This window comes from Campylobacter iguaniorum, assembly GCF_000736415.1.
Taxonomy (GTDB): domain Bacteria; phylum Campylobacterota; class Campylobacteria; order Campylobacterales; family Campylobacteraceae; genus Campylobacter; species Campylobacter iguaniorum.
The window spans coordinates 951,072-977,356 of record NZ_CP009043.1; the positions used below are offsets into that span (position 1 = coordinate 951,072).

General features: G+C 35.2%; 22 protein-coding genes, 1 tRNA gene and 1 pseudogene. 7 read left to right on the forward strand and 17 right to left on the reverse strand.

The window, feature by feature from the left end; genetic code table 11:
• The first annotated feature begins 200 nt into the window (after nt 1–200).
• From CIG1485E_RS04730 to CIG1485E_RS04750, 5 genes are read left to right on the forward strand one after another with little or no spacing between them, the layout of a single operon-like run.
• Nucleotides 201–923 (forward strand): plasminogen-binding N-terminal domain-containing protein, encoded by a 723-nt coding sequence (locus CIG1485E_RS04730; protein ID WP_038454274.1) that lies wholly within the window; start codon nt 201–203, stop codon nt 921–923.
• Nucleotides 923–2,302 (forward strand): FAD-linked oxidase C-terminal domain-containing protein, encoded by a 1,380-nt coding sequence (locus tag CIG1485E_RS04735; RefSeq protein ID WP_038454276.1) that lies wholly within the window; start codon nt 923–925, stop codon nt 2,300–2,302. Before CIG1485E_RS04730 ends, CIG1485E_RS04735 begins: the two co-directional genes overlap by 1 nt.
• Nucleotides 2,302–3,114 (forward strand): YihY/virulence factor BrkB family protein, encoded by an 813-nt coding sequence (locus CIG1485E_RS04740; RefSeq protein WP_197408294.1) that lies wholly within the window; start codon nt 2,302–2,304, stop codon nt 3,112–3,114. The genes CIG1485E_RS04735 and CIG1485E_RS04740 overlap by 1 nt, the downstream gene beginning before the upstream one ends.
• Nucleotides 3,115–3,173: 59 nt before the next feature.
• Nucleotides 3,174–4,628, forward strand: a complete 1,455-nt coding sequence (locus CIG1485E_RS04745) for an MBOAT family O-acyltransferase (protein WP_038454278.1) — start codon at nt 3,174–3,176, stop codon at nt 4,626–4,628.
• Between the two features lie 8 nt (nt 4,629–4,636).
• Nucleotides 4,637–5,692, forward strand: a complete 1,056-nt coding sequence (locus tag CIG1485E_RS04750; protein WP_038454280.1) for a hypothetical protein — start codon at nt 4,637–4,639, stop codon at nt 5,690–5,692.
• A 15-nt stretch (nt 5,693–5,707) separates the two neighbouring features.
• On the opposite strand, the gene hemC is transcribed toward CIG1485E_RS04750, so the two are convergent.
• The 17 genes from hemC to CIG1485E_RS04835 all read right to left on the reverse strand — a co-directional run bounded on the left by hemC (nt 5,708) and on the right by CIG1485E_RS04835 (nt 23,255).
• A complete protein-coding gene (gene hemC / locus CIG1485E_RS04755) occupies nt 5,708–6,628 on the reverse strand; it encodes a hydroxymethylbilane synthase (protein ID WP_038454282.1) in 921 nt (306 codons plus the stop codon).
• Nucleotides 6,625–7,041 carry an FxsA family protein gene (locus tag CIG1485E_RS04760; RefSeq protein WP_038454283.1) on the reverse strand — a complete coding sequence of 139 codons (417 nt, stop codon included), beginning with the start codon at nt 7,039–7,041 and terminating at the stop codon, nt 6,625–6,627. The genes hemC and CIG1485E_RS04760 overlap by 4 nt, the downstream gene beginning before the upstream one ends.
• On the reverse strand, nt 7,038–8,741 hold the full coding sequence (locus tag CIG1485E_RS04765; protein ID WP_038454285.1) for a proline--tRNA ligase: 1,704 nt from the start codon (nt 8,739–8,741) through the stop codon (nt 7,038–7,040). The genes CIG1485E_RS04760 and CIG1485E_RS04765 overlap by 4 nt, the downstream gene beginning before the upstream one ends.
• Nucleotides 8,741–10,006: a glutamyl-tRNA reductase gene (hemA, locus tag CIG1485E_RS04770; RefSeq protein WP_038454287.1), complete on the reverse strand. Its 1,266-nt coding sequence runs from the start codon at nt 10,004–10,006 to the stop codon at nt 8,741–8,743. Before hemA ends, CIG1485E_RS04765 begins: the two co-directional genes overlap by 1 nt.
• Entirely contained in the window at nt 10,006–10,890 is an 885-nt protein-coding gene (locus CIG1485E_RS04775) for a polyprenyl synthetase family protein (RefSeq protein ID WP_038454289.1), read from the reverse strand. The genes hemA and CIG1485E_RS04775 overlap by 1 nt, the downstream gene beginning before the upstream one ends.
• Nucleotides 10,877–11,314, reverse strand: coding sequence for a hypothetical protein (locus tag CIG1485E_RS04780; protein ID WP_038454291.1), 438 nt, complete (start codon nt 11,312–11,314; stop codon nt 10,877–10,879). Before CIG1485E_RS04780 ends, CIG1485E_RS04775 begins: the two co-directional genes overlap by 14 nt.
• Nucleotides 11,307–11,570, reverse strand: a complete 264-nt coding sequence (locus CIG1485E_RS04785) for a DUF2018 family protein (RefSeq protein ID WP_038454293.1) — start codon at nt 11,568–11,570, stop codon at nt 11,307–11,309. The genes CIG1485E_RS04780 and CIG1485E_RS04785 overlap by 8 nt, the downstream gene beginning before the upstream one ends.
• 69 nt (nt 11,571–11,639) lie before the next feature.
• Nucleotides 11,640–13,712 (reverse strand): FtsK/SpoIIIE family DNA translocase, encoded by a 2,073-nt coding sequence (locus CIG1485E_RS04790; protein WP_038455595.1) that lies wholly within the window; start codon nt 13,710–13,712, stop codon nt 11,640–11,642.
• A gap of 162 nt (nt 13,713–13,874) precedes the next feature.
• Nucleotides 13,875–16,295, reverse strand: coding sequence for a flagellin N-terminal helical domain-containing protein (locus CIG1485E_RS04795; RefSeq protein WP_038454296.1), 2,421 nt, complete (start codon nt 16,293–16,295; stop codon nt 13,875–13,877).
• Between the two features lie 101 nt (nt 16,296–16,396).
• Nucleotides 16,397–17,938: an inorganic phosphate transporter gene (locus CIG1485E_RS04800; protein WP_038454298.1), complete on the reverse strand. Its 1,542-nt coding sequence runs from the start codon at nt 17,936–17,938 to the stop codon at nt 16,397–16,399.
• A gap of 56 nt (nt 17,939–17,994) precedes the next feature.
• Nucleotides 17,995–18,927, reverse strand: a complete 933-nt coding sequence (pdxA, locus tag CIG1485E_RS04805) for a 4-hydroxythreonine-4-phosphate dehydrogenase (protein WP_038454300.1) — start codon at nt 18,925–18,927, stop codon at nt 17,995–17,997.
• A complete protein-coding gene (locus CIG1485E_RS04810) occupies nt 18,924–19,697 on the reverse strand; it encodes a pyridoxine 5'-phosphate synthase (RefSeq protein ID WP_038454302.1) in 774 nt (257 codons plus the stop codon). The genes pdxA and CIG1485E_RS04810 overlap by 4 nt, the downstream gene beginning before the upstream one ends.
• Before the next feature lie 47 nt (nt 19,698–19,744).
• On the reverse strand, nt 19,745–20,569 hold the full coding sequence (locus tag CIG1485E_RS04815; RefSeq protein ID WP_038454304.1) for an adenylosuccinate lyase: 825 nt from the start codon (nt 20,567–20,569) through the stop codon (nt 19,745–19,747).
• Between the two features lie 44 nt (nt 20,570–20,613).
• A complete protein-coding gene (locus CIG1485E_RS04820; protein WP_038454306.1) occupies nt 20,614–21,339 on the reverse strand; it encodes an arginyltransferase in 726 nt (241 codons plus the stop codon).
• Nucleotides 21,332–21,562 (reverse strand): hypothetical protein, encoded by a 231-nt coding sequence (locus CIG1485E_RS04825; RefSeq protein WP_038454308.1) that lies wholly within the window; start codon nt 21,560–21,562, stop codon nt 21,332–21,334. Before CIG1485E_RS04825 ends, CIG1485E_RS04820 begins: the two co-directional genes overlap by 8 nt.
• A 3-nt stretch (nt 21,563–21,565) precedes the next feature.
• Nucleotides 21,566–23,011 (reverse strand): acetyl-CoA carboxylase subunit A, encoded by a 1,446-nt coding sequence (locus CIG1485E_RS04830; protein ID WP_038454310.1) that lies wholly within the window; start codon nt 23,009–23,011, stop codon nt 21,566–21,568.
• A gap of 167 nt (nt 23,012–23,178) precedes the next feature.
• Nucleotides 23,179–23,255, reverse strand: a tRNA-Arg gene (locus tag CIG1485E_RS04835).
• A 171-nt stretch (nt 23,256–23,426) separates the two neighbouring features.
• Here CIG1485E_RS04835 and CIG1485E_RS04840 point away from each other — a divergent pair.
• Nucleotides 23,427–24,662, forward strand: coding sequence for a multidrug effflux MFS transporter (locus CIG1485E_RS04840; RefSeq protein ID WP_081867164.1), 1,236 nt, complete (start codon nt 23,427–23,429; stop codon nt 24,660–24,662).
• A gap of 629 nt (nt 24,663–25,291) precedes the next feature.
• Nucleotides 25,292–26,215 (forward strand): annotated as a pseudogene (locus tag CIG1485E_RS04850) (phage head morphogenesis protein); the annotation flags it as partial.
• Nucleotides 26,216–26,285: the final 70 nt, after the last annotated feature.

Consider the following 26,285-nt stretch of genomic DNA (forward strand, 5'->3'; position numbering starts at 1 on the left):
TATTATTGATTAATATTATATTTTTATATTAAAATATAAGTAATTATTTATAAATAGCATTACAAATAAATTATATAATCATATTATTTTAATAAATATTCTACTAATGTATTGTATTTTTAACTTAAAAATTTTATAACAAACAATAAATTTAAACAAATTTGGCTATAATCACATCAAATTAACAATAGGAGATACTTTTGAAAAAAGTCGTGATTTTATTTTTAATGCTGTGTAGTTTTGCTTTTGGTGCTGAGTTTGATATGAAAACGACATATAGTTTGCTACTTAATACAACTGATGATGGCTTTGGAGAGATAACAGATAGCAAAGATATCATAGTAGGAAGTAGTGGCATCGTGATGCATAAATTTAGCGACGGAAGTAAATCTATCATCGCAAGAGCTGTAGTAACTGAGAAAAAAGCTGGGTTTGCCAAGGTTAGATTCGAGCTTTTTGACTCTTTAAAACAACCAGCGTTGCCTATCCCAAAAATACTACCAGAAAATGGCGACGAAATAGTCTTAAACTACCTATACGATAGAGCTTTGATAGTCGCTCCGAATGAAGAAGTTTTCAAAGAAATAACAAATCATTTTAAAAATATAACTTTCGTTCATCCAGATATGATGGGCTCATATCTAAGCTATGAATACAAGCCAAACCCAAGCAAAAATGACTTTCGTTTGATGTGCGCTCAAAACGCAGCTGGAGTTATATTTATAGCTCTTGATGGCGAAGCTGTTTTTGCTGATTGTGGTAGTTTTAACGTGCTTAAAAAATTCAAAAGCAAAGATATAAGTTATTATCAACTTCCATTTTATACAAGAATTACAGATATAGATACCGTATTTTGGAAGCTTGATAGCGCTAAAATCGGCAATTACAACAAATATTATAAAAGATTATTAGGGGATAAATAATGGATAAAGCTCATATAAAATACTTTGAAAAACTATTAGGCGAAGATAATGCTAAATTTGATAAAGCCCATCAAATAGCCTACTGCTATGACGCTACTAAAAAACGCTTTGAGCCAGATGGCGTGCTATTTCCAAGAAACGAACAAGATGTAAGCGATATACTAAAATATTGCAGCCAAAATAACATTGTCATCGTCCCTCGTGGAGCTGGAAGCGGCTTTACTGGTGGAGCTTTAGCTGCTAATGGCGGAGTTGTTTTGAGCTTTGAAAAACACATGAACAAAATCATAGAAATCGATATGCAAAACATGGTCGCAGTCGTCGAGCCAGGTCTAGTCAATATGAAACTTCAAAAAGCAGTTGAAGAGCTTGGGCTGTTTTATCCGCCTGATCCTGCTAGTGAAAACTACAGCACAATCGGTGGCAATGTCAGCGAAAACGCTGGTGGCATGAGAGCTGCAAAATACGGCATCACAAAAGATTATGTAATGGCTCTAAGAGCAGTGCTACCAAACGGAGATATCATAAGAGCTGGCAAACGCACCATAAAAGATGTCGCAGGATACAATATAGCTGGCATTTTGATAGCTAGTGAAGGAAGTCTTGCAGTCATCACTCAGATCACTTTAAAACTCATCGCAAAGCCTAAATTTAAAAAGACCGCAATGGGCGTGTTTCCTAGCGTAAATGACGCTATGAACGCAGTCTATAAGACAATGGCAGCTGGCGTGACACCAGTAGCAATGGAATTTTTGGATAATCTTAGCATAAACGCAGTTGAGAATAAATTTAATAAAGGTCTGCCAAGAGACGCTGGAGCCATACTCATAAGCGAAGTCGATGGATCAAATTTAGGCGTTTTAGATGAAGAGCTAAAGACGATAGAAAAAGTTTTCAAGCAAAACGGCGCTAGTGAGTTTAGAGTAGCAAAAGATGAAAACGAAAGTAGCGATATATGGTTTGCCAGACGCAACTGCTCTCAAGCAATAACTTGCTATGGAAGCCTAAAACTAAATGAAGACATCACAGTTCCACGCTCAAAGCTTCCAGAACTCCTAGAAAAAATCAAAGAAATTTCAGCTAAATTTAACGTCACAACGCCGTGCTTCGGGCATACTGGAGATGGCAACGTCCATACAAACGTAATGGTCGATGCAAGTGATCCTGAGGCTGTAAAAAGAGGTCACGAGGCTATAACTGAGATTTTCAAAGCTACAGTCGAGCTTGGCGGGACACTTTCTGGAGAGCATGGAATCGGGCTTAGCAAGGCTCCATTTATGAACCTTGCATTTAGTGAAGCTGAGATGAATCTCTTTAGAACTATCAAAAAAGCCTTTGATCCAAGCAATATCTTAAATCCAGCTAAAATGGGGCTTTGATGAGCTTAGCTAAGACTTACATGGCGATTTGCAACTTTTATAAAAAATGGCAAGATAAAGATCTGTTGCATTTTGCTGCGTCTCTTAGCTTTCATACTATGCTTTCTATCATTCCAGTTTTGCTGATTTCTCTATCTATTTTTACGCAAATGCCTAGCTTTTCTGGATATTACACCAAGATAAAAGAGTTTATTTTTTCAAATTTACTCCCAAGCCATCAAGAAAGTATCACAAACTACATCGATCAGTTTTTAAGTAATTCAAGCAGTCTTGGAATAATGGGATTTGTGGCTATTATCTTTACTAGCATTATGTTTTTTAGTGATTTTGAGTATGTCGTCTCTAAGATCACAGGGGCGAAGAGTCGTGGATTTTGGCGAAGTCTTAGCAACTACTGGACGCTCATTACCCTTATGCCTCTTGGCTTAGCCATGTCGTTTTACCTGTCAAATTTAATCCAAAATACGCTAAATCAAAGCGAATATACAAGCGAGATAAACTTCCTTGCGATTTTTCCTTATCTTATTATTTGGGCGATATTCGCTATCACTTATCTCATCATCATAAACCGCGAAATTTCGCTAAAAACCGTGCTTATAAGCTCATTTATCAGCTCGCTGGCTTGGTCGATCTCTAAGTGGTTTTTCGTGCAATACGCATTTTATAACAAAACATACGCAAGCATCTATGGCTCATTTTCGATATTACTATTTTTCTTTGTGTGGATATATCTATCATGGATAATATTTTTATATGGAGTGAAGCTTTGTGCTGTTTTAGAATACCCAAATAGTAAAGATAGCTCACTTTAACCCAACTTTAACCAAATTTAAGTTAATCTTTTAGCTCAAATTTAACCTTTAGGATTATCATGCTCTTTAATAGTTATGAGTTTATATTCTTATTTTTACCATTTACTTTTATATTATATTTTTATCTTTTAGGCAAAAGACTAATTTTAGGAGCGAAGATATTTTTAGTCATTGCAAGCTTGTTTTTCTATGGATATTGGAATTTTATTTATGTGCCTTTGATACTACTTTCTATATTTGTCAATTACGCAGTTGGATTAAGCCTTGTAAATCATAATAAAATAAAGATAAACTCAAAAACTATTTTGATTTTTGGTATTGCTTTTAATCTGATTTTACTAGGATATTTTAAATATACAGATTTCTTACTTGAAAACTTTAATGGTATATTTGGCTCTGATGTGCCACTACCTCACATAGTGCTCCCTCTTGGCATAAGCTTTTTTACCTTTACTCAAATAGCATTTTTAGTAGATGCTTATAGAGGTGAGGCAAAAGAGTATAGTTTGGTTCATTATATGCTATTTGTGACATATTTCCCACACCTTCTTGCTGGACCAATACTCCATCATAAAGATATGATGCCTCAATTTGCTAGCAAATTTAACTGGGTAAAAAACTACAAAAACATAGCTCTTGGGCTATTTATATTTTCTATTGGACTATTTAAAAAAGTTGTGATCGCAGATACATTTGCTGTCTGGGCAAATAATGGATTTGACAATGCGCAAATCCTTACTCTTATAGAAGCTTGGGCTACAAGTCTAAGCTATACATTTCAGCTTTATTTTGATTTTAGTGGATATTGTGATATGGCTATAGGAGCGTCACTGCTATTTAATATAAAACTACCTATAAACTTCAACTCTCCATATAAAGCTCTTGATATACAAGACTTTTGGAGAAGATGGCATATAACACTTAGTAGATTTCTAAGAGACTATCTCTACATACCTCTTGGCGGCAATAGGGGGGGGTACTGGCGTACTTATAGAAATCTACTAGCTACTTTTATACTTGGTGGACTTTGGCATGGAGCTGGATGGACGTTTATCTTTTGGGGATTCATGCATGGAGTTGCACTAGTCATTCATAGGATTTGGAAAAGCCTAAATCTCAAACTACCAAAAATCATTGCTTGGTTTATTACATTTAATTTTATCAATATAGCGTGGGTATTTTTTAGAGCTAAAGAGTGGGAAGATGCTATCAAAGTGCTTAAAGGAATGTGTGGGCTAAGTGGGATTGTGTTGCCAAGCTTTTTATCAAATAAACTTACATTTTTAAGTAAATTTGGTGTGGAATTTGGATCTTTATTTGCAGATATACAAGGAAATAGATATACTATTATTCTAATATTTTTATCTTTTTTATTAACATTATGTTTCAAGAATTCTATGCATTTATTAAATACCAAATTAAATTATAAAATAATGTTTTTATCAAGTCTTATATTTTCATATAGCATTTTATCATTAAGTAAAATCTCTGAATTTTTATATTTTAATTTCTAGGAAAACCCATGAAAAGTAAAAAATTATTAAATTTCTGGATATTTATAACATTAATATCAATATTTTGCATATCTGTATTTAATTATTATGTTGATAGTTTGAATATTTTTGGTAGAAATAACAATATAAATTTGGCTACACAAAAATTAGCAGAAGGCAATATAATTGCTGGATTGCAAAATTTTGATGAAAGGGCTTTTAAACAACATATAATTTTAAATTTAAAAAAAGAACCTGATTTTGTAGCTATAGGAAGCTCTAGAATAATGCAACTTAGAACAAAAATGATAGCAGATAATATAATATTTCATAATTATGGAGTTTCAGGAGCATCTTTAGAAGATTATCTTGGACTTATACAAATTCATTATGATAAATTTAAAAACTATCCTAAAAACATAATAATAGGCATAGATCCATGGATTTTTAATAAAAACAATGGTCAAAACAGATATAAATCATTTGGAGATTATTATTTGAAGTTTAAAAACAAATTACTAAACACAAAAGAAAAAACTACAAAAATATCAAATAATATATTCAAATTATTATCTATTGAATATACTTTAACCAATATTTCATCACTAAAAAAAGAGAAATTTTATATAGTAAAAGATACAAATATAGATGATTATTTAAGAGAGTCAGATGGCTCGCTACACTATCCTTTCGAATACAGATATCCAGATACTAATAGAGTAAAGCGAGATGCTATTGCGTATGCTATAAATAACCAAGTCTACTCTTTAGAGATGTTTAAGTATCTAAGCAATACAAAAATATTTGAAGATTTTATAAAACATTTAATTTTAAATGGAACAAAAATTTATTTTTTTCTTCCACCATACAATCCATATACTTATGATTTGCTAATACAAAATCCCAAATATACTATTATCAACGATATAGAAATATATTTAAAAAATTTTGCTAAACAAAACAACATTCAAGTATTAGGCTCATACAATCCACATACATATATGCTAAAAAATGAGGATTTTTTTGATGGAATGCACGGTCTAGATATCGTATGCGCAAAAATATTTAAAGATATAAAATTATAATCTAAGCTAGAAAATCTAGCTTAGTTCCACCATCTCTTCGGCTCTTTTTAGAAGCTCTTTTGCTCCTCTAGCTATAAACTCGTCAGCAAAGTTTTTACCAGCTATTGTATAAGCTAGTTTTGGATAAGTCTTGCTGTCCCTTAAAATCTCGCTTCCATCAATTAACCCAAGTATAGCCTCTACTTCGATTTTGTCGCCATTTAGTTTTGCATTTATTCCGATAGGTGCTTGGCAACCACCATTTAAAGTATGAACAAAATCACGCTCAATAGTCGTTTCGACCACACTTTGTTCGTCGTTTAAAAACTCTATTGCATCTAAAATCTCTTTTTTATCGACTGCTTCTATTCCAAGAGCTCCTTGTCCCATTGCAGGTATGCTTGAAATCGGCGCAGTAAATTTGACTTCTTTGTCTAAATTTAGTCTATTTATGCCAGCCATTGCGAGAATAATAGCATCAAAATCGCCATTTTTAAGCTTGTTTATACGAGATTGGACGTTGCCACGCAAAGAGATAATCTCAAGATCTGGTCTGTGAGCTAGGATTTGCATCTTTCTTCTAAGTGAAGTTGTGCCGACTTTAGCACCATTTGGTAGCTCATCAAGACTTTTGTAATTCATACTTAGCATCGCATCACGCACATCTTCACGACTACACACACAAGCCAGCTTTAGCCCATCTGGAAATGTGGTAGGCACGTCTTTTAAGCTATGGACTGCTATATCGGCCTTGCCCTCTAACATGCAGTTTTCAAGCTCTTTTGTAAAAAGCCCCTTGCCACCGATCTTTGCTAAAGGAGTATCTAATATTACGTCGCCTTTTGTCTTCATCGTAATAATCTCTACACTATGACCTTTTGCCTCAAGCAAATCCCTTATATGGTGAGTTTGCCAAAGTGCTAAAACGCTATTTCTACTTGCTATTCTTATATTCATTTTTGTCCTTTTGTATCAATAATCTCAACATCTATAATCTCGCTATCGCAAGAGCTTTTTGTATTTGTAAATTCACTGTGATCTGCTGCATTTGAGCCTTGTAAATAAGCTACTAATTTTAAAGTAAAAGACACCAACAAGACAAAAATAGCAACAAAATCACTTAAAATCCCAGGAACTATGAGCAACATTCCACCAAAAGCAATACCCATAGAACCAAATATATTTTTCAAATTTAGCTGGTTCATACTTCCATAAAAATTTGAAAAACCATAGTTAAAAAGCAGGATTACTCCTAAAATTCCACTTAAAAAAACCTCTCCAAAGAAGTTTAAGATCCCATAATTAGCTATATAAAATGCAACGCAAATAAGCTCGATTACAAGATAAGGAAGTAGTGAAATTCTTATCATAATAACTCTTTTAATCTACTCATAATCTCATTTTTGGAAACTTTTGTTTTTTCAAGCCCGGCACGTTTTACCAGCTCGACCTCGCCCTCAGCTAAGCCCTTTCCGACAACCACACCAAAAGGCACACCAATAAGCTCGAAATCAGCCATTTTCACGCCAAATCTCTCATTTCTATCATCGCACAAGACTTCTACGCCAAGACTTTCAAGCTCTTTTTCTAAATTTAGAGCAAAGTTCATTTGCTCCTCGTCTTTGATATTTGAGATGATGATATGAACCATAAATGGAGCGCACTCTTTTTTCCAGATGCAACCTTTTTCATCGTGGCTTGCTTCTATCATCACAGCCACAAGGCGGCTCACTCCGATACCATAACAACCCATATAAAATGGTTTTGCCTTGCCATTTTCATCTAAAAATGTCGCGTTCATCGCTTCTGAATATCTCTGACCAAGCTGAAAAATATGCCCTACTTCAATGCCTTTTGTCAAAGACAAAGTTCCGCCATCAAGTGCCTTGTCTCCAGCCTTTACAGTGACTAAATCTTTGAAACGATCTTTGTTGAAATTTATAATATTTACGCCAATTGCGTGATAGTCTTTCTCATTTGCACCACAAATCATCTCTTTTTCATCTTCAAGCTCAAGATCTATGTAAAACTCAACGCCCTCTGGCAAGCTCACAGGACCACAAAATCCAGCCACAAGACCAGCTTCTTTTATATCATTTTCGTTTGCATCTTCAAGCTCCAAAGCCGCACAAGCATTGCAAGCCTTTGTCTCTTGAAGCTCATCATCGCCACGCACGAAAAACACAACTACTTTTGAGCTATCTTCATAAATAGCCTTTTTGATAACGGCTTTTATAGTATAAAATGGATCTACTTTGAAAAACTCAGCTACTTTAGCTATTGTTGAGCATTCTGGCGTATAGAATTTTTGCATTCCATTAGCCTCAGGGCGTTCGCTTTGGCAAGTTCTTTTGGCTCTTTTGGCAGCTTCTACATTTGCAGCGTAGTTTGAAGCGTCACTGATAAGTATGTCATCTTCGCCGTTACTAGCTAAGACCATAAACTCCTTACTACCACTTCCGCCAATCGCCCCACTATCAGCCTCAACTGCTCTGAAATTTAGCCCCAAACGACTGAAAATCCTGCTATAAGTCTCTTCCATAACTCCAAATTCACGCTTCATATCTTCAGGGTTTGCGTGGAAGCTATATCCGTCTTTCATGATAAACTCTCTACATCTCAAAAGCCCAAATCTTGGTCTTGCCTCATCTCTAAATTTAAGTCCGATTTGGTACAAATGAAGTGGGAGTTGCTTGTAGCTTGTGACCTTATCACGCACTACATCTACTATGGATTCTTCGTGGGTTGGAGCTAGTAAAAACTCATTATCTTTTCTATCTTTTATGCGTAAAAGCTCTTTGCCAAATTTATAGTATCTACGACTTTGTTTCCAAAGATCACTTGGAGTTACAAAGCTAAGCCCCACTTCGTTTGCTCCTGATTTATCCATCTCTTCTCTGACTACTTGCTCTACTTTTCGTAAAACTCTTTTTCCAAGTGGCAAGAAGTTGTACAATCCACTTCCGATCTGAGCTACAAATCCAGCGCGCACCAAAAACTGGTGGCTAGGAAGCGTTGCATCTTTTGGAGCTTCTTTTGTTGTAGGTGCGTATAATTTTGAAAATTTCACTATTCATTCCCTTCTAAATTATCATCTTTTTTAACTTTTATATCAAATAAATACTCTAATGAGCTCAAAATATCATCATTGCTTTTTTCTTTAAGTCTAATGCTTGGCGTATGTAAAAATGCCTTAAAAACTTGATGAACAAGCTTGCAAGCCTCGTCCTTATCGCAATGTCTTATATAACCTTTTTTGATAGCTTTATCTACTTCAAGACCCGCTATATCTTTTGCTTTTTGTCTTAGGGCTTTGATGGCAGGATTACTATCTTGTGAAGAAATCCACTTAAAAAAATCAGCCGTAGATCTACCGACAATAGAATATGCAATGCTAGCTTGCTCTTCACGCAGGGCTAAATTTGTCCTAACTATCTCTTCAAGATCATCAACAGCGTAAACGTGAGTAAACTCATCTTCACTTATATCTATATCTCTTGGAACTGCAATATCAAAAAAGTATCTATGGAAGTCTTTTTGCTCGATTATATCATCTGTGATAATAGCATTTGGCGCTCCAGTAGCACTAAAAATAAGTCTATATCTATTCACATACTCGCTAAGCTTGTCGATACTAGCGCAACTCGCAAGTTCGCCAAGCTCACAAACCAAATTCTCAGCTTTTTGCAAATCTCTATTTAAGATAATAGTATTTACTCCGGCTCCGATTAAATGCTTACAAGCAAGCCTACTCATCTCTCCAGCACCGACCACCACGGCGCTCATCCCGCCGATACTTCCATATATCTCTTTTGCTTTGGCGACTGCTACGCTTGAGACTGAGACTGGATTTTTGCTGATTTGAGTTAAAGCTCTAACCTCAGTGGCGCATTTAAAAGCAAAATGCATGGCACGGCTCACATTTGTAGCACAATCGCCATTGTCATAAGCAAATTTAAACGCATCTTTGAGCTGACCTGCGATTTGGGTTTCGCCCACGACTAGGCTATCAAGTGAGCTTGCCACTGCAAAAAGATGGTGGATCGCCCCCTCATCTTCATAAGTATCAGCTCTAAGCTCCAAAGCCTCAAATGGCACTAAAGTCAAAATGGATATTGAGTTTAAAATATGTTTCAAAGACACTTTTGCATCTTTAACATAAGCAAATATCTCCACACGGTTACAGGTGCTAAGAGCCATGGATTCAAGCACATTTTCATTAGCACCAATCAGCCTTAAAATCTCTCGTTTTTTATCCGCGTCTGCAAAAGAGAGCTTCTCCCTTATACTGATATCTGTATTTTTATGAGTAAAACTTACACTTATATAATGCATTAAAAGTCCCTATCTATCATGTTTGAAACGATTTGTTTCAAATCATCATTGCAAACTGAATTTATAGCTTTATTACCGTAATCTTTGGCTAAGCTTATACTATTTTTTATTATATCATATTCATCAAATTTAGCTTTTATCCAAGCGATCTGCTCTTTATTTAGCTCTTTTTTAAACATTGATTTTAAAGTCTCTTTATCTTCTTTGTTCAGTTTTTCATACAAAAACATATATGGAAGAGTTGTTTTGCCCTCTTTAAAATCATTCATGGCTGGTTTTCCAAGACTATCAGCCGTGCCAGTAATGTCTAGTATATCATCTACTATTTGAAATGCTAGACCTAAGTTTTTACCATATTTAGCATATTTTTCTTCATCTAAATTTACTAGGCTTGCTGCAGCTTTTGCACTAGCCTCTATTAAGACTGCTGTTTTTAAGTAGATCATTTTTAGATATTTTTCTTGATCGTCATTGAAACTAGCTCCAAGCTCCACATCCATGAGCTCGCCGATACTTAGCTTACAAACTGCGTCAGAGATGATGTCTGCTATTTTCATATCAAATTTAACTATCTCATTAAAGCCTTTCGAATACAAAATATCACCAAGCATTATGGCATTTTTCGTCCCAAAAAGTGAGTTTATGCTAGGTTTGCCACGTCTTAGCAAGCTATCATCTATCACATCATCATGAAGCAAACTAGCTAAATGGATCAGCTCGACAACGGCGCATAATCTCACGCTTTGCTCATTTTGGCCAGCTATTTTTAGTATTAATTTACTTCTTAGCTTTTTACCAGAGCTGATTTTTTCAAACATATCTAAAGCTGGTTTATAGCCAAGTGAGCTTATAAAACCATATAAAATTTCATCAATTTTGTCCATCTTGTCCCTCTTTGTTTGGCTCAAATTCAACATAGTCACGCCTATTATTGTCATCTATAAAGACATTAAAAATAGCCAAACCTTTTTTATACTCTTTAAACTCCAAATACAACGTCACGCTATCGGTTGGCTCGTGCTTTGTAAATGGCAAAATCTCTTGCTTGTATAGCTCAAGCCCACGTCTTAAGCTCAGCATTATTTGGCGTGGATACTTTCTAAATTTAGTATGCACGACCATATTTGTATTATCATACAAAGTCCATGAAAACTCAAATATCTCTTTTATATCCTCACGTCTATGAGTGAAAATCACAAAAGCCTTTTCATCTTTTTTTAGCTCAAATGTCTTTTTGTGTTCGAAATTTGGCGCAGCACCATTTGCAAAACTTACAAGAAAAACCACAAGAGCTAAAAGCCTACTCATTTTGAGTTAAAATATCTCCTGTAAGTCCGATATATACATCATTTAAGCCAGTTTCTAGCTCATCTTGCCTAAGAGCTAAAAATGAGTTTATATCTTGCATATTTATGCCTTTTTCTTCGCCTAATTCTCTTAAAGCTACAAGCTCCATAAAGATTTTTTCAAGCTCATTTTCTACTAAATTTCTATTTGCATTGAAAACTATATCAAAAAATTTATCCTTTGGACTACCGCCAAATATATCATCTTCGTAATTCAAATTTAATCCTTATAATTTAAACAAAGCCCAATTTTATAATAATTTCTTTAAAAGATTGATTAAATCTTTTTATCTTATTATATCTCTTTGACCTTTTGCATTTACTGGGCTCAAAACTCCAGCCATTTCTAGCTGTTCGATTATGCTAGCTGCTCTGTTGTAGCCGATTTTAAGCCGTCTTTGCAAGTAGCTAATCGACGTTTTTTCTTCGCTTAGTATGATGCTTTTAGCCTCTTCGTATAGCTCATCAGTTTCACCAATATCACCACTGCTAGATCCTCCAGCTTGTAAGTCACTAGAATCTTTCATAAAGCTCTCTTCATACACCACGTCTTCTTGGGCTTTTAGGAACTCAACTATATCTTCTATCTCTTTTTCGCTGGCAAAAGGAGCATGCAAACGCACTATTCCTGGATTTCCAGGAGGAGTAAATAGCATATCACCTCGCCCAAGCAAACTCTCAGCGCCCATTTGATCAAGTATGACCTTGCTATCTATCTTTTGACCTACCCTATAGCTTATACGACTTGGTAAATTTGCCTTTATAAGTCCAGTTACCACGTCCACGCTTGGGCGTTGCGTTGCTACGATAAGGTGAATTCCACTAGCTCTTGCCATTTGAGCAAGACGACCTATATGAAACTCCACGTCCTTGCCGCTTGTCATCATAAGATCTGCAAGCTCATCGATGATAACAACGATAAATGGCAGAGTTTCGCCACCTTCTTTTTTGATTTTTTCATTATATGTTTCTATATTTTTAGTCTTTGTTTGACTCATAATGCGGTATCTTCGCTCCATTTCAGCGACCAAATTTGCCAAAGCCGAAATAGCCTTTTTAGGCTCAGTTATGACTGGAGCTAAGAGGTGCGGGATGTCGTTGTAAATGCTAAACTCGAGCATTTTTGGATCTATCATAATAAGACGCAAAGTCTTTGGTGAGTTGCGATAAAGCAAGCTTAAAAGCATAGCATTTATTCCCACACTCTTACCACTTCCAGTAGTTCCTGCTATTAGCAAATGCGGGAGTTTTTTAAGATCTGTGATAAATGGATCTCCAACTATGTCTTTGCCAAGAGCGATTGTTAGCTCACTTTTTGCATTTTTATAAATATCGCTTTGCAAAATCTCTTTTAGGTAGATTGTTTCTATATTTTTGTTTGGTATCTCGATACCTACGACGTCTTTGCCTGGAATTGGAGCTTGGATACGGATAGTTTGGGCTTTTAGAGCCATTGCAAGGTCATCTTGAAGTGTTAAAATCTTACTTACTTTTACATGAGCTGCTGGCTTGAACTCAAATGTAGTAACCACTGGACCAGAATACGTGCGAACCACGTCTCCGTCTATCTTGAAGCGTCTTAGTTTATCTAATAAATCAGCTATTTTGCCATCAATTTCTGCTTCATTTATACTTTTTGAGCGTTTTGGTGGATCGTTTAAAAAATCCAAGCTTGGAAGTTTAAAGTCTTTTGGCTTTTCGATTTTGCCCTTTTCAAGCTGGTCTAAAAGCTCTTTGTTTTCAGCTACTTGGCTTAAAATTTCAACTCCATTTATCGTAACTGGAGCTTTTTGGGCTTCTAAATTCTCAATTTTAATCTCTTCTTTTTCTTCTTCTATTTCAATTTTTTTATCTTGAACTGCTTTTTTTTCTTCTTTTTTTGGTTTGCAAATTTGCTCTGGTTTTTGGCTATCTTTTTTGATAACAAAGGCCGTTTGTTTAACACCAGTTTTATCTACAAAAGCCTTTTTGATAGCCACATCAAGTCTATCATCAAAAACAAGCCCAAATGAGATGATAAATATCATAAGTATAAAAACCATACTTCCAATGCTACCAATAACTGAGTTTAAAGACTCTATCAAAAATCCACCAACAAATCCGCCATAGTTTTTTGAAAACATCGATATAAAGAGTAAAAATGCAAAAAACATAAGCACTCCGCCGATAAAATGTCCTAATAAGCGAAAATCAAATTTTTTAAAATTTTTACACAATAAAACAACTGGATACGAAAGAATAAAAGGATAAATATAAGAGATGAAGCCAAAAAGTTTTTGATTTGCACTACCAATAATATTGCCAAAAGTCCCTACAAATGAGGCCTGCGGAACTATAGTCGCAACTCCAAAAAAAAGCAAAATACAAACGCTTATCGTAAGCAAAATACCACGCAAAATTTAATGTCCTTATTGATTTTAGGCTGATTATATCAAATTTATATAAAAAACTAGGTTAATTTGCAATGGTGGTAAGCTAAATTTGGGTAAATTTCTAGCTAAAATAACTAGAAATTTACTATTTTATAGATAGTTTAGAAGACTGATTTGATTCATCTTTGATGAAGCTTGAAGCATAGCTTGATAGCCCATAAGTCTTTGCATAAACATAAGATATGTCTCGCCATAATCAGCATTTATAATCTCTGATTTGACAGAAGAGACATTGACTTTAAGCGTGCTTACACGTGCATTTGTATTATCAAGAGTATTTGTGTACGTTCCTACTTGGGTGTGTTGTTTGTTGATATGGTCTGCTAAGTGATCTATCTTTTTTAATGCACCTTGGATACCAGTAGTTCTAGAATCAGTCGCACCAGAATCAGCTCTATAGCTACCATCTCTAACTGCTTGAATCATACTATCTAAATCTTTGAAAATATCCACACTTGGCTCATCTATGGCAATAGCATTATTTGATGTAAAGCTAAATAAACTTCCAGCTTTTGTGGTGAAATCTTTTGTAGTTGTCACGCCACCGACAGTCTCCACCATACTATCAAACTGCGTATTTGTCGCGCTATATGACTCAAAGATAGAAACATTAATATTTGTTTGAGATTTTGTTTTATCGATTACTTCCATCTCTCCACGGTAATTCAAACCAGCAGTTATAGTAGAGCTTGCATCGGTGACTGCTTTATTGTACTCTTCGTATCTTGCTGTTACAAAATCCCTATTTGAGTTTATAGCGTTTTTAACTGTTGCTATGTCTGTTGGAAATATTGTGATAGTTCCTATGGCTGCTGTTATAGAAGCGACCGTATCAGCGTCTGCGATACCATTCGTTAAAGCAGTAATCACACCAGCTGCACTGCCTAAATCCCCAGCAGTTAGACCATTTATATTGTTATTTAAAGTCACGTTTGGCTCTGCACTTGGGAGATTTCCAGCGCTTACCATTGATATGATATCACCTAGTTGCTTGTAGGTTATATCATTTGCTGGTGTTGAGATTCCGTCTGTTTGTTTTGTTGTTTCGTTATATTTGCCGTTATAAATATTGCCTACATAAGCAGGGTCTGCATCTGGAGTTTGCCAGTTGGCGTCATATCTTGTCACGCTAAAAGTCGGATATTCTCCTCCATTTGGATCTGTGAAATTTATCTTAACTTGATAGTTTGTGCCGTCTTTTGCAGTTATATTCATAGTTAGATTCGACTCCGGATTAGCCAGCAAATCCCCACCAGCCACTTCGCTTAGCCTAGTGTCATTTGTAGCGTAAGCATTTGTTTTTTTGACTACTTGAGATACTGTGCCAGTTAAGGTATTGTCTTTCTTGACTAGTTGTAAATCGTTGTAATCAATGGCACTTGAAGCGCTGTTTGTCTCTGTTTTAAACCCACTTTTGATAAATTCAGTTAAATGCACTCTACCGTCATTTATAGCAGTTTGAATATCATCTAAATTTGTGAAATTTGCAGCCATTGTGGTTCCTGCTGGAACTGGTGGATCTACTTCTACATCAGTCAAACCAAATATACTAAACTCAGTTAGTTTATTTCCTTCTTTTACATCTTTGATCTCGATTTGACCGCTATTATTTAGGGTTACATCGACTATTTTATTTATGCCATTTTTGTCATTTCCAAGAGCGTAGCCGATATTATCAAGCAAAGTCTGAACGCTAGAATCGGCAGTCATAGTAAATTTAGTGCTAAAAGACTCACCATTTGGTTTTTTGCCTTGCATATAAAAAGTAGTTTGAGCTAAAGCCGTTGGATCGGCAAAATCACTATCTGGATTCATTTTTTCTAAATCTGGAGATCTGTAGCTTCCACCTATTATATCCATGATTTTATCGCTAGTTGTAATAGCTATATCTTTGCTCTCATCATATAGTTTTTGCAAATTGTTTTTAAGACTAACATTTGTGGTTAAAATCTTACTATAGTCATTATCTGCGCCTAAAAACAAGCTAGAACCATCTATATTATAAGTTGTGGTTTGATTAGCTCCTATAACTGCTTGAATGTTTTGATCATTGCCTTTATAGTTGCCTAGACTATCTATTGGCTTTGTGTTTAGGGCTGTTCCAGAAAAAAGATATTGACCATTTATCGATGTATTTGCTATATTTACGAGTAACTCTTTTATGCCTTCTAAGTCGTTTGCGATAGCATTTCTTGATGTAGGATCGTGGATCTCATTTGCTGCTTGGATAAGTTTTGTTTTGAAATTTTCTAGCTGTTTGACAAAGTCATTTAAGGCTTGATCTGAGTTTTTGGAAAACTCTGTGGCTTTTGTGGTTGTTTCTTTTATCTGATCTAGCAAATTTACTTCATATTCTAGTCTTGTACCATCTGAGTAAATACCACTATTTTCATATGAATTTTGGATTTTTGATCCACTTGTTAAGCTGGCGTTTAAGTCATAGATACTTTTTGCACTTGTTTGGTAATTTGTTAATGTATTGTAGTTTAGTAATTGACTTGTAACTCTCATAATGAGCTCCTAATATTTTGCTTAATACAAGCAAATTAAGTTCCATTTGAGATATATCGGTAATATAAAATTTTTTATGAGTAAAAAATATTATGAGACTATTAAAGTCCCATAATATTTTTGATGACCAAATATCCTACGGCTGAGCCTATCATAGATACTGGAAGAGTGATGATCCATGCTAGACCAATTGGTTTTAGCATACCCCAATTAGCATTGCGGTTATAGATACCGATACCAAGAACTGCACCGATGAGAACGTGAGTTGAGCTAATAGGAAGACCCATTTGTGTAGCTATAAGTATGACTATACTTGAAGCAAGCTCAGCACTAAATCCAGTTGTCGGAAGTATTTCAGCTAGCTTTGAGCCAACAGTCGTGATGACCTCTTTACCTAAAAACCAAAGACCAACCACAAGGGCGATACCAAATGTCGCCATAGCAACTCCTGGAACTGGTGAAGCCTCATTTATCGCATTATGTTTTAGAACATCAAGTATAGCAGCAAAAGGTCCAACAGCGTTTGCTATATCGTTTGCGCCATGACTAAAAGCAAATGATGAAGCCGTGAATATCTGGAACCAGCCAAAAATACGGTTTATGCTCTTGCTTGCATTGTCTTTTTTGATCAAATTTACCACTGCAAAACTCACCAAATACGCTGCGATTCCTATGACAAATATAATCCACAAAGTCTGAATAGAACTTAAATTTAATCCAGTATGTTTAAGCCCTTTAAATAACATACTTCCAGCAATTATCATGGCAGCAGCACCAGCCACCATAGGGATGTGAGTCCTCATAAAAACTGTAGTATCTACTGATTTTTCACGCTCTTTCATGACTTTTATTTTATCTCTAAAGTCGCACTCAGCGCCCTCACACTCATCTTCATCAGTGATAGCTATGCGACGCAACTCTTTGATTTGCTCGGTTTCACTTTTGTTTGATAGCTCTTTGATATACTGCTCTTTATAAGTTTTACGCTCCCTTTTTAAGGCTTTTAACTCACTTTGGATTCTTGAAGACGGGATAATGATTTTTGATTTGATATAGCCAAATATTAGGTATGCGACCACGCCACCCATCACTGGAGATACCACCCAGCTCAGTGCAATTGAACCTATTTCGCTCCATCTTACCATCTCAAAAGCTCTGCTGCCATCATAATATATAAAGCCCATCATAAGTCCAGCGCCGACTATACCACCCACTATAGAGTGAGTTGTAGACACCGGAAGACCTTTTTTAGTAGCTATAAACAACCATGCTCCAGAGCTAAAAAGAGCTGAAATCATGATGATAACAAAGGTCATTGGATTTACGCTGTCTTTTGGCAAGGATATAATGCCACTTCTTATGGTATTTGTGACTTCTGCTCCAGCAAAAACAGCTCCACTTAGCTCAAAGACAGCTGCGATGACTAAAGCTTGTTTTAGTGTCAAAGTCTTAGCCCCGACGCTTGTTCCAAATGAGTTTGCGACGTCATTTCCACCGATATTGAAAGCCATAAAAAGCCCAAAAATACTAGCTAAAATAAATAATAAAAGATGATTGCTAGGAATATAACTATAACCCCACATAAAAAATGCGGTCAATGAAATGATGAAAAATACAAGTGCAAAGAGATTATCTCTTGACAAAAAACACCTCCATTTTGTAATAAAATTTACATATTATAAACTTTTTGTTCTTAAATTTAACCACGATTAAGTAATTTAATAGCAAATTTTACAGCTTCTTTAAAGCTTCTTGTATCAGCCACGCCTTTATAGGCTATATCATAAGCCGTGCCGTGATCTACGCTTGTGCGAATGATTGGTAAATTTAGGCTTACATTGATTGATTTATCAAAATACAAAGCCTTAAGCGGTGCAAGTCCAGAGTCGTGATACATGGCTACAAGGCGGTTGCAAGACTTTAGCGATAATGGATTGAAGGCCGCGTCAGGCACCAAAGGCCCTTTGAAAATCTCTTTTTTGAGTATTTTGTTTGCTAAATTTATAGCTTTTGAGATTTGCTTTTCTTCTTTGCCGCCGATTGCTCCGTTATCCCCAGCGTGTGGATTAAACCCTAAAACGCCTACATTTTCAAATTTAGTTGAGTTGTATAAATTTATCAAAAACATAGCAAGTTCGTTTGCTTTTATCATTTTTGAGACTTTTTTTAGCGGAACATGATCACTAAAAAGTGCTACAAAAAGCTCATCGCACCCAAGCATCATTATGGCGTCTTTTTTGAAATGCTTGGATAAAACGTCTGTGTGACCGACATATGGCAAACCTGCTTTTTTCCACGCTTCTTTATTAATTGGCAAGGTTACGACTGCGTCAGTGCTGCCATTTTGCGTGCTTAAAATGGCATTTTCAAAGCTAAGAAATGAAAATTTACCACTTTTTTTACTCACAATTCCTGGCTTTATGCTAAAGCTTTCCCCACACTGAGCTATCTCAAAATCGCTTGGAATAGGCAAATTTAAAAGCTTTGAAGCCTCTTTTAACAAATCTTGATTTATAAAATATACAGGCTTACAAATTTTGCTTATTTCTTCGTGGGATTTTAAGGCTATTTCTATGCCAACGCCGTTTATATCGCCTACGCTAACTGCGATTTTGGGTAAATTTGCACTCATTTTGTCAGCTCTTTCATCTCCAAAACTGCGTTTTTTAGCCCCACAAAAACGCTTCTTGCTATAATGCTTTGTCCGATATTTAGCTCAAAAATCTCATCAATGCTTGCTATTTCTCCAACATTTTGATAGTTTAGTCCATGGCCTGCTGCTACTTTCAAGCCTAAATTTACACCAAGTTTGGCTGATGATTTTATCTTTTCAAGCTCGAAGTTTAGTAAGTTTTTTAGCTCATCTTTGCTTAAATTTAGGCTATCGATGGAGTATTTTGTATACTTTAAATTTGAGTTTAGCATCAAATATGTATTAGCGTATGCTCCTGTGTGAAGCTCCACAAAAGAGGCTTTAAGAGCAGCTGAACGCCTTATATCTTCAAGGCTCGGATCTATGAAAAGCGAAACTTCTATGCCGTTTTTATGCAGCTCATTTATGGCGTGTTCAAGCCCTTTTGAGCTCAAATTTAGCCCGCCTTCAGTCGTCAGCTCTTCTCTTTTTTCTGGGACAATTGTCGCGCGAGCTGGCTTAAGGGCACAGACTAACTTTATAATCTCTTCATTAATGCTACACTCTAAATTTACTGGGATTTTGCTGAAATTTATGATATTTTTTACGTCAGTTTCATTGATATGACGGCGATCTTCTCTTAAATGAATGGTGATTTGATCAGCGCCAGCGCTAATGGCTTCATACATCGCAGAGATTATATCTGGATCATTAACCTCTCTAGCTTCTCTTAAAACTGCCACGTGATCGATATTTACGCCAAGTTTCATAACTAACCTTTAGTTTAAATTTGACATAGATTATACATCAAATTTATTTAAGCACTTATAAAGTTATCTTGCTCTTTGAAATACGGTTTTAGCGATTCATAAGCGATGCCTATTTTTTGAAATTTATCTGTGTAGGCTTTTTGGATTTCTAGTGGTTTTTTACTGTGGCGATCTGGGTGGTAGATTTTAGTAAGGTTTAAATAACTAGCTCTAACAGTCTCAAAATCATCATTAGCGCTGCAGCCCAAAGTCTCAAAATGCTCTTCAAGCAAGCTTGCAAGCATAGAAAATCTTCTTACATAGTTTTTTGAGTTTTGGATTTTGATGCGTTTTTTAAAGCTCTCAAAATCATCTTTTTCAAAGATGAAATTTACCATATATTTCAGATGCTCTTTGAAGTTAAAAATACTATCTAAAATCTCGATTTTATCACTAGATTTGAGACTTATTATAAGAGTTTTTTTAGTATCAAAATACTCATATTCTATCTCACCCAAACTTTTCATAAGATATTTGTTGAAAAGCTCCTCGCTGTTTTGCAAATCAATCAAAATACTGTTTTTATCAAATTTAATAGGAATATTAAGCAAAGCTTGGATTGAGTTTGCTTTTTTATAAACTAGTTTGATATTTTTATGATATGTGAATAAAAAATTCACACTTTGGTTTGAGATTTTTGAGTAAATTTTGCTAATTAATTTTAAGAAATATCTTCTTTGTACAAGCTCATTTTCGTTGTAAAAAACGATGATTTTATCGCGATTTCCAACGCAGTTTAGGAAATTTTCTTTGATCTTTTTACCAAGACTTTCAAACAACAACGCATCATCAGTTCTAACAGTTATAGACTCCAAAGTCTGAGTGATATTCATCATAAACCTCGCTAAAATTTTTACTAATTTTAGTCAAGCAAAGTTTATTCCAAACTATCTAGCCACACAGGATTTTCGTCTATTTTACAGTAAGTTTTTAGTGTTTGGTATGGTTTGTATTCGTCTTTGTATCTCAAACTCTCGCAGTCTTTGACATAAAATCCCAGATAAATCCATTTAAGATTGCTCAAACAAGCCATATTAATCTGCATAAGAAGTGAAAATTTACCCAAGCTAAGATATGCAAAATCTGGATCCCAGTAGCAATAAACCGAGCTTATTCCATCATCTCCTATATCTATCAAATCCACACAAACCAAAGTCTCATTCACGAAATAATCAACCTCATAGCCAAACTCTCCAGCGCCCTCTACATAGACATTATAGTATCTTTTGAAATCCAGCTCGTGAAACTCCCAGTCACGTTTTTCTTGCATAAATTTATGATATTTTGTGTATAAATTTAGTCGCTCGGTATCTACTTTTGGCTTGGATATTTCTATTCTTGTGCCCACGTTTTTATTGATAACTCTTTTGTGACTTTTACTAAATTTGAAGTTTGTAGCGTCTATTCTAATGCTTTTACACTCATCACATCCGTGGCAGATAGGTTTGGAAAAATAGTTTCCAAACCTTCTATATCCACGTTTTATAAGCTCTGAATTGTAGCTAAATGTGCAATCATCAATATATCTATATCTAGTTCTAGAATCTCTATCTTTTAGGTACGGACAAAGCGTATCTAAAGTGCAAAAACCAACCTCAGTCAATCTTTTTTACGTCTGCAAATTTGATAAAATCCAAAAACTCATCTTTTAGTCTATGCTCTTTAGCATCTGGCATCTCTATCTCATTTGGCTCTTTAAAGATGTCTTTGAACTCATCTCTATTTGGATTTGGCTTTGGCTTTTTAGGGGCGACTTGCTTTTTTTGTTTTTGCTCTTTTACAAGATCGCTTTTTATATCCTTTAAACTATCAAAAAAATCATTCACACCCTACTCCTTAGTCCTGTCAGCTTTTACTTTTTTTATCGCTGCTGCGATAGCTGCTATGACCTCTTCTTTGTTGTCTTGGCGACCATCGTGAGTGTTTTCAAGAATATCTTGCAAACGCTCTTCTATATAGCTTGTATCAAAAAATCCGCGTCTGAAGTGGCGGCGTTTTGAAATCGCAAGCAAGAATGGCAAAGTAGTGATAACGCCTTCTATTTTAAACTCATCTAAGGCACGCTCAAGCTTGCTAACTGCTAGGTCGTAAGACGCTGCTTTTACCATAAGTTTAGCTAGCATTGAGTCATAAAATGGCGGTATAGCGTAGTCTTGATACAAGTGGCTATCTACTCTGACGCCAGGTCCGAGAGCTGGGAAATATCCTGTGATTTTACCAGGGCTTGGAGCGAAGTTTTTCCAGACATTTTCAGCTGTGATTCTTGCTTCTATAGCCACGCCCATTGGCTTGACTTCGCTTTGCTCGATGTCTAGGATTTCTCCAGCTGCGATGCGGATTTGACGGCTTATAAGATCGACACCAGTAATCTCTTCAGTCACGCCATGCTCAACTTGGATACGAGTATTCATCTCCATAAAATAGAAGTTATTATAATCATCAAGCAAAAACTCAATTGTGCCAGCGTTTGTATAGCCTACAGCTTTAGCTGCTGCTACAGCTGCCACGCCCATACGTTTACGCAAATCCTCGCTGATAGTAGGGCAAGGAGCTATTTCGATGACTTTTTGGTGACGGCGTTGGATTGAGCAGTCACGCTCACAAAGGTGGATTAGATTGCCATAATTATCACCTAAAATTTGAAACTCAATATGACGTGGTTTTTCTATAAGTTTTTCCATGAATACTTCATCATTGTTGAAAAACGCCTTTGCCTCTCTTTTGCAGCTTTCATAGTTGCTCTCAAGCTCGTCTTCACTCCACACTTCGCGGATTCCACGGCCACCACCGCCGCCACTTGCTTTTAAGATCACCGGATAGCCGATCTTGCTAGCATAGTCCTTGATAGTTTCAATTGTTTCGTTGTTTAGTTTTTCAGTACCAGGGACAACTGGAATACCGTTTTTCTTCATCAAAAATCTTGCGATATTTTTGTTTCCCATTTTGCGAATTATGTCTGAATTTGGCCCTATAAATATAAGTCCAGCGTCCTCAACTTCTTTTGCAAAATCGTAATTTTCACTCAAAAATCCGTACCCTGGGTGGATCGCATCAGCCCCACACGCCTTAGCCACTTCGACTATTCTTTTTGCGTCAAGATAGCCTTTTATTGGGTCTTTGCCGATCTGATATGCCTCATCTGCGACTTTGACATGAAGACATTCATGGTCTGGTTCTGTGTAAATAGCAACATTTTTTATATGCAGATCTTTACACGCCCTTACTATACGAACAGCAATTTCGCCACGGTTGGCTATAAGAATTTTATGTATCATATCTTACCTTTTTTGAAAATCTTTGTTTGCATAATAATAGCCAAATTTGATTACGTTTAGCTAAAAAATAGTTATATTTGCATTTGTTTTTTTATTTTGTGTTACTTTTTTGTATTATTTGATTTTTGTGTGGATAAATTTGAAACTAAATTTGGAATTTAGATAAGTGGTGCGCCCTAGAGAATTCGAATCTCTGACCTTTTGAACCGCAATCAAATGCTCTATCCAGCTGAGCTAAGAGCGCACATTAAATTAAAGAAGTGGAATTATACAAAATACTTCCTTAAAAAAAGCAAAAATTTAAACTAAATTTGACTTTATATAGTTTTATTTATAAATGATTTTATTTATCAAAATATAAAATTGCCTTAAGCAAAAAGTGATAAAATCACGCTCAAACTTTGATTTAGGAGTGATAGTGAAAGAACAATTTTCCAAATTTTATAAATTTAAACTCATAATAATCCTAGCTTTTATGTCCTCACTAGCGCCACTAGCTACTGATATGTATCTTCCAGCTCTTGGCGAAGTCCAAAAAAGCTTTGCTACAAACTCATTTTTGACCCAGCTCTCTTTGGCTTCGTTTTTCATAGCATTTTCGCTTGGACAGCTTGCTTATGGACCACTCAGCGATGTTTATGGACGCAAAAAGCCACTATATGGCGGAATTTTGCTATTTATACTCTCAAGTATCGCTTGTATCAGCATCGATTCGATTTATACTTTTATATTTTTTCGCTTCACTCAAGCGCTTGGTGGATGCGTTGGAGTAGTCATCGCCATAGCCATAGTAAATGATAAATTTAACGTCAAAGAAGCTGCTGGAATATTTGCTTTGATGATGGTAGTTTCGTCTTTAGCTCCTATGCTTGCACCTACTTTTGGTGGTATTTTTTTGGATTATTTTTCTTGGAAAGCTATATTCAGCGTGCTTTTTGGGCTTGGGATTTTGCTTTTTTTGATGATAATGTTTGGGCTAGATGAAAGTGCAAAAATCGATAAAACGCTAAATTTAAGCCCAAAATCTGTATGGCAAAACTATAAATTTATACTAAAAGATAGAAGATTTAGGATATATGTATTTTCAGCTGGATTTGCTCTGGCTGCGATGTTTGCTTATATTACTGGATCTCCTTTTGTATTTATAGAACACTTTGGACTAAGCCAAAAAGAATACGGAATCGTCTTTGGCATAAACGCTTTAGGATTTACGATTTTTGCAAATATTAACGCAAAATTAGTCCAAAAATTATCTCCATATCAAATTTTACCTTACGCATTTTTATCTATGCTTTGTTTGGCTATTTTACTCACAATAGCTGGATTTATGGGGCTTGGATTTATTTGTATTGAAATTTTTATATTTCTTACGGTCGGCTCACTTGGCTTCATTGTGCCAAACACAACAACTCTTGCGATGGCTAGATTTAAGCAAAAATCAGGCTCAGCGTCTGCTATTTTAGGCACTAGTGAGTTTGCGATAGCTGGGATTATTTCTTTTATCGTCGGAGCGTTTAAGGCGAATCACCCTTTTTCACTTGCTATCATAATGGTAACTTGTGTTTTGATAGCTTGTACAATCTACCTATCTTTGAATAAAAAGAGATTTTTAAGCGGTAAAAATAGTAGTTTAACACAATTTTGTCGCTAAAGAGATTTAGAGCTTACGACGTAGTCTTTTGCGAATTCGTATATCTATAAACTTCAAGAAAGTACCTAAAAATAGCACTGTAAGTGGATAAGTAATAATCATAATAAATAAAGTTATTAAACTTTTTGAGACTGCATCTGCAAAACTTTTAATTTCAAGGTCACAAATGCACCAAGCTATCATCCACGCAGTAATAAAGATAGTCAAGCTATAAATGGAGCCTCTAAAAGTCATATAATCTTTCATCTTCATGAGTACATTTTACCTAAAAAAGATAAAAAATACAAGATACACAAGTTGGTCTAAGTATCTTGTTAAAGAGATCAAATTTGAAAATATAGATCAGTATTTAAAAGAAACTATAGAGATTCTCAAATCTTTAAATGCGTGTAATAAATGATAAAAAGCGATAAAACGTATCACTTGTGGAAGCAGGCAACAAATCAACAATATATAAAAAAATATAGATAAGTGTAGCATAAATAATAGATGAAGCGATTATGTATTCATCGTTGTTTGTGAATAGCAAAACAATAAATGAAATGATGCAAAGTGCAATAAAAATTGTAAATCTTTTCATAGATACATTATATAAAAAAAGGTAAAAAAATACAAATTACTCACGCAGGCTAAAAACTATCTACAACACAAATATGAGAACGGCTTATGCAAAAGCTAGATATGAAAGTCAAATGGAGAGTCCCCACGAGTATTTTAGATACACAGCTGTGTTAGATCAAAGAACTAGACCAAGCCATGCCAAGCTTCATGGCACAGTACTACCAAAGAATGATCCATTTTGGGATACAAACTATCCACCAAATGGCTGGAACTGTAGATGTAAAGTCCAAGTCCTTACAAAAAGAGAGCTTGAGCGTAAAGGTATTACGCCATTAGCAGATAGCTCTATGCTTAAAAATGTAGCAGACAAAGACTTTGCATATAATCCAGGTAGAGTTGATAAAATAGAGCAAATTTACGAGCAAAAGTTAAGTAAATTTAGCACTACAAATGGAAGTGCTTCAAAGATATTTATTAGTAATGTTCTAGCTAAAACTAAAGATTTTAATCATCAAAGAGATTTATATGTATGGCAGCGTGGGCTTGATAATGCTGTAGATGAGTTGCTTATTAAAAAGAATGTAAAGTCTCCTATAAATGCATTTGTGATAGGTAAATTAAATAAAGATATAGCAAACAAAGCTAGTAAAGGTCTTGGTATAGATATACAAGAAGATAGTATAGCAGGTGATAAGCACGGTATCTTGCATATTAGGGAAGATAGAAAAGGCATATATGGTCAAGATTTGCGAATAGAAGAGATTAGGCAGATAGTTAAGGTTTTAGATGACAAAAATACACCAGTTAGCATTGATACTAAAAATAAAAATATCATATTTTGGTTTGATGACAAAAAAGATAGTAGTAAAATAAATAAAGTAGTCATAGATTTAAATTATAAGTTAAAGAAGTTTGGGCTTACAAATTATATGGTTAGTGCCGGCAAAGTAAATAAGGCTGATAATTTTAATAAATATACAAAAATCAGATGACGGTAGGAGTTGCACCTACAATACAGATCCAACCCTATAAAATATAGGTATCTATCGACTACTACATTGC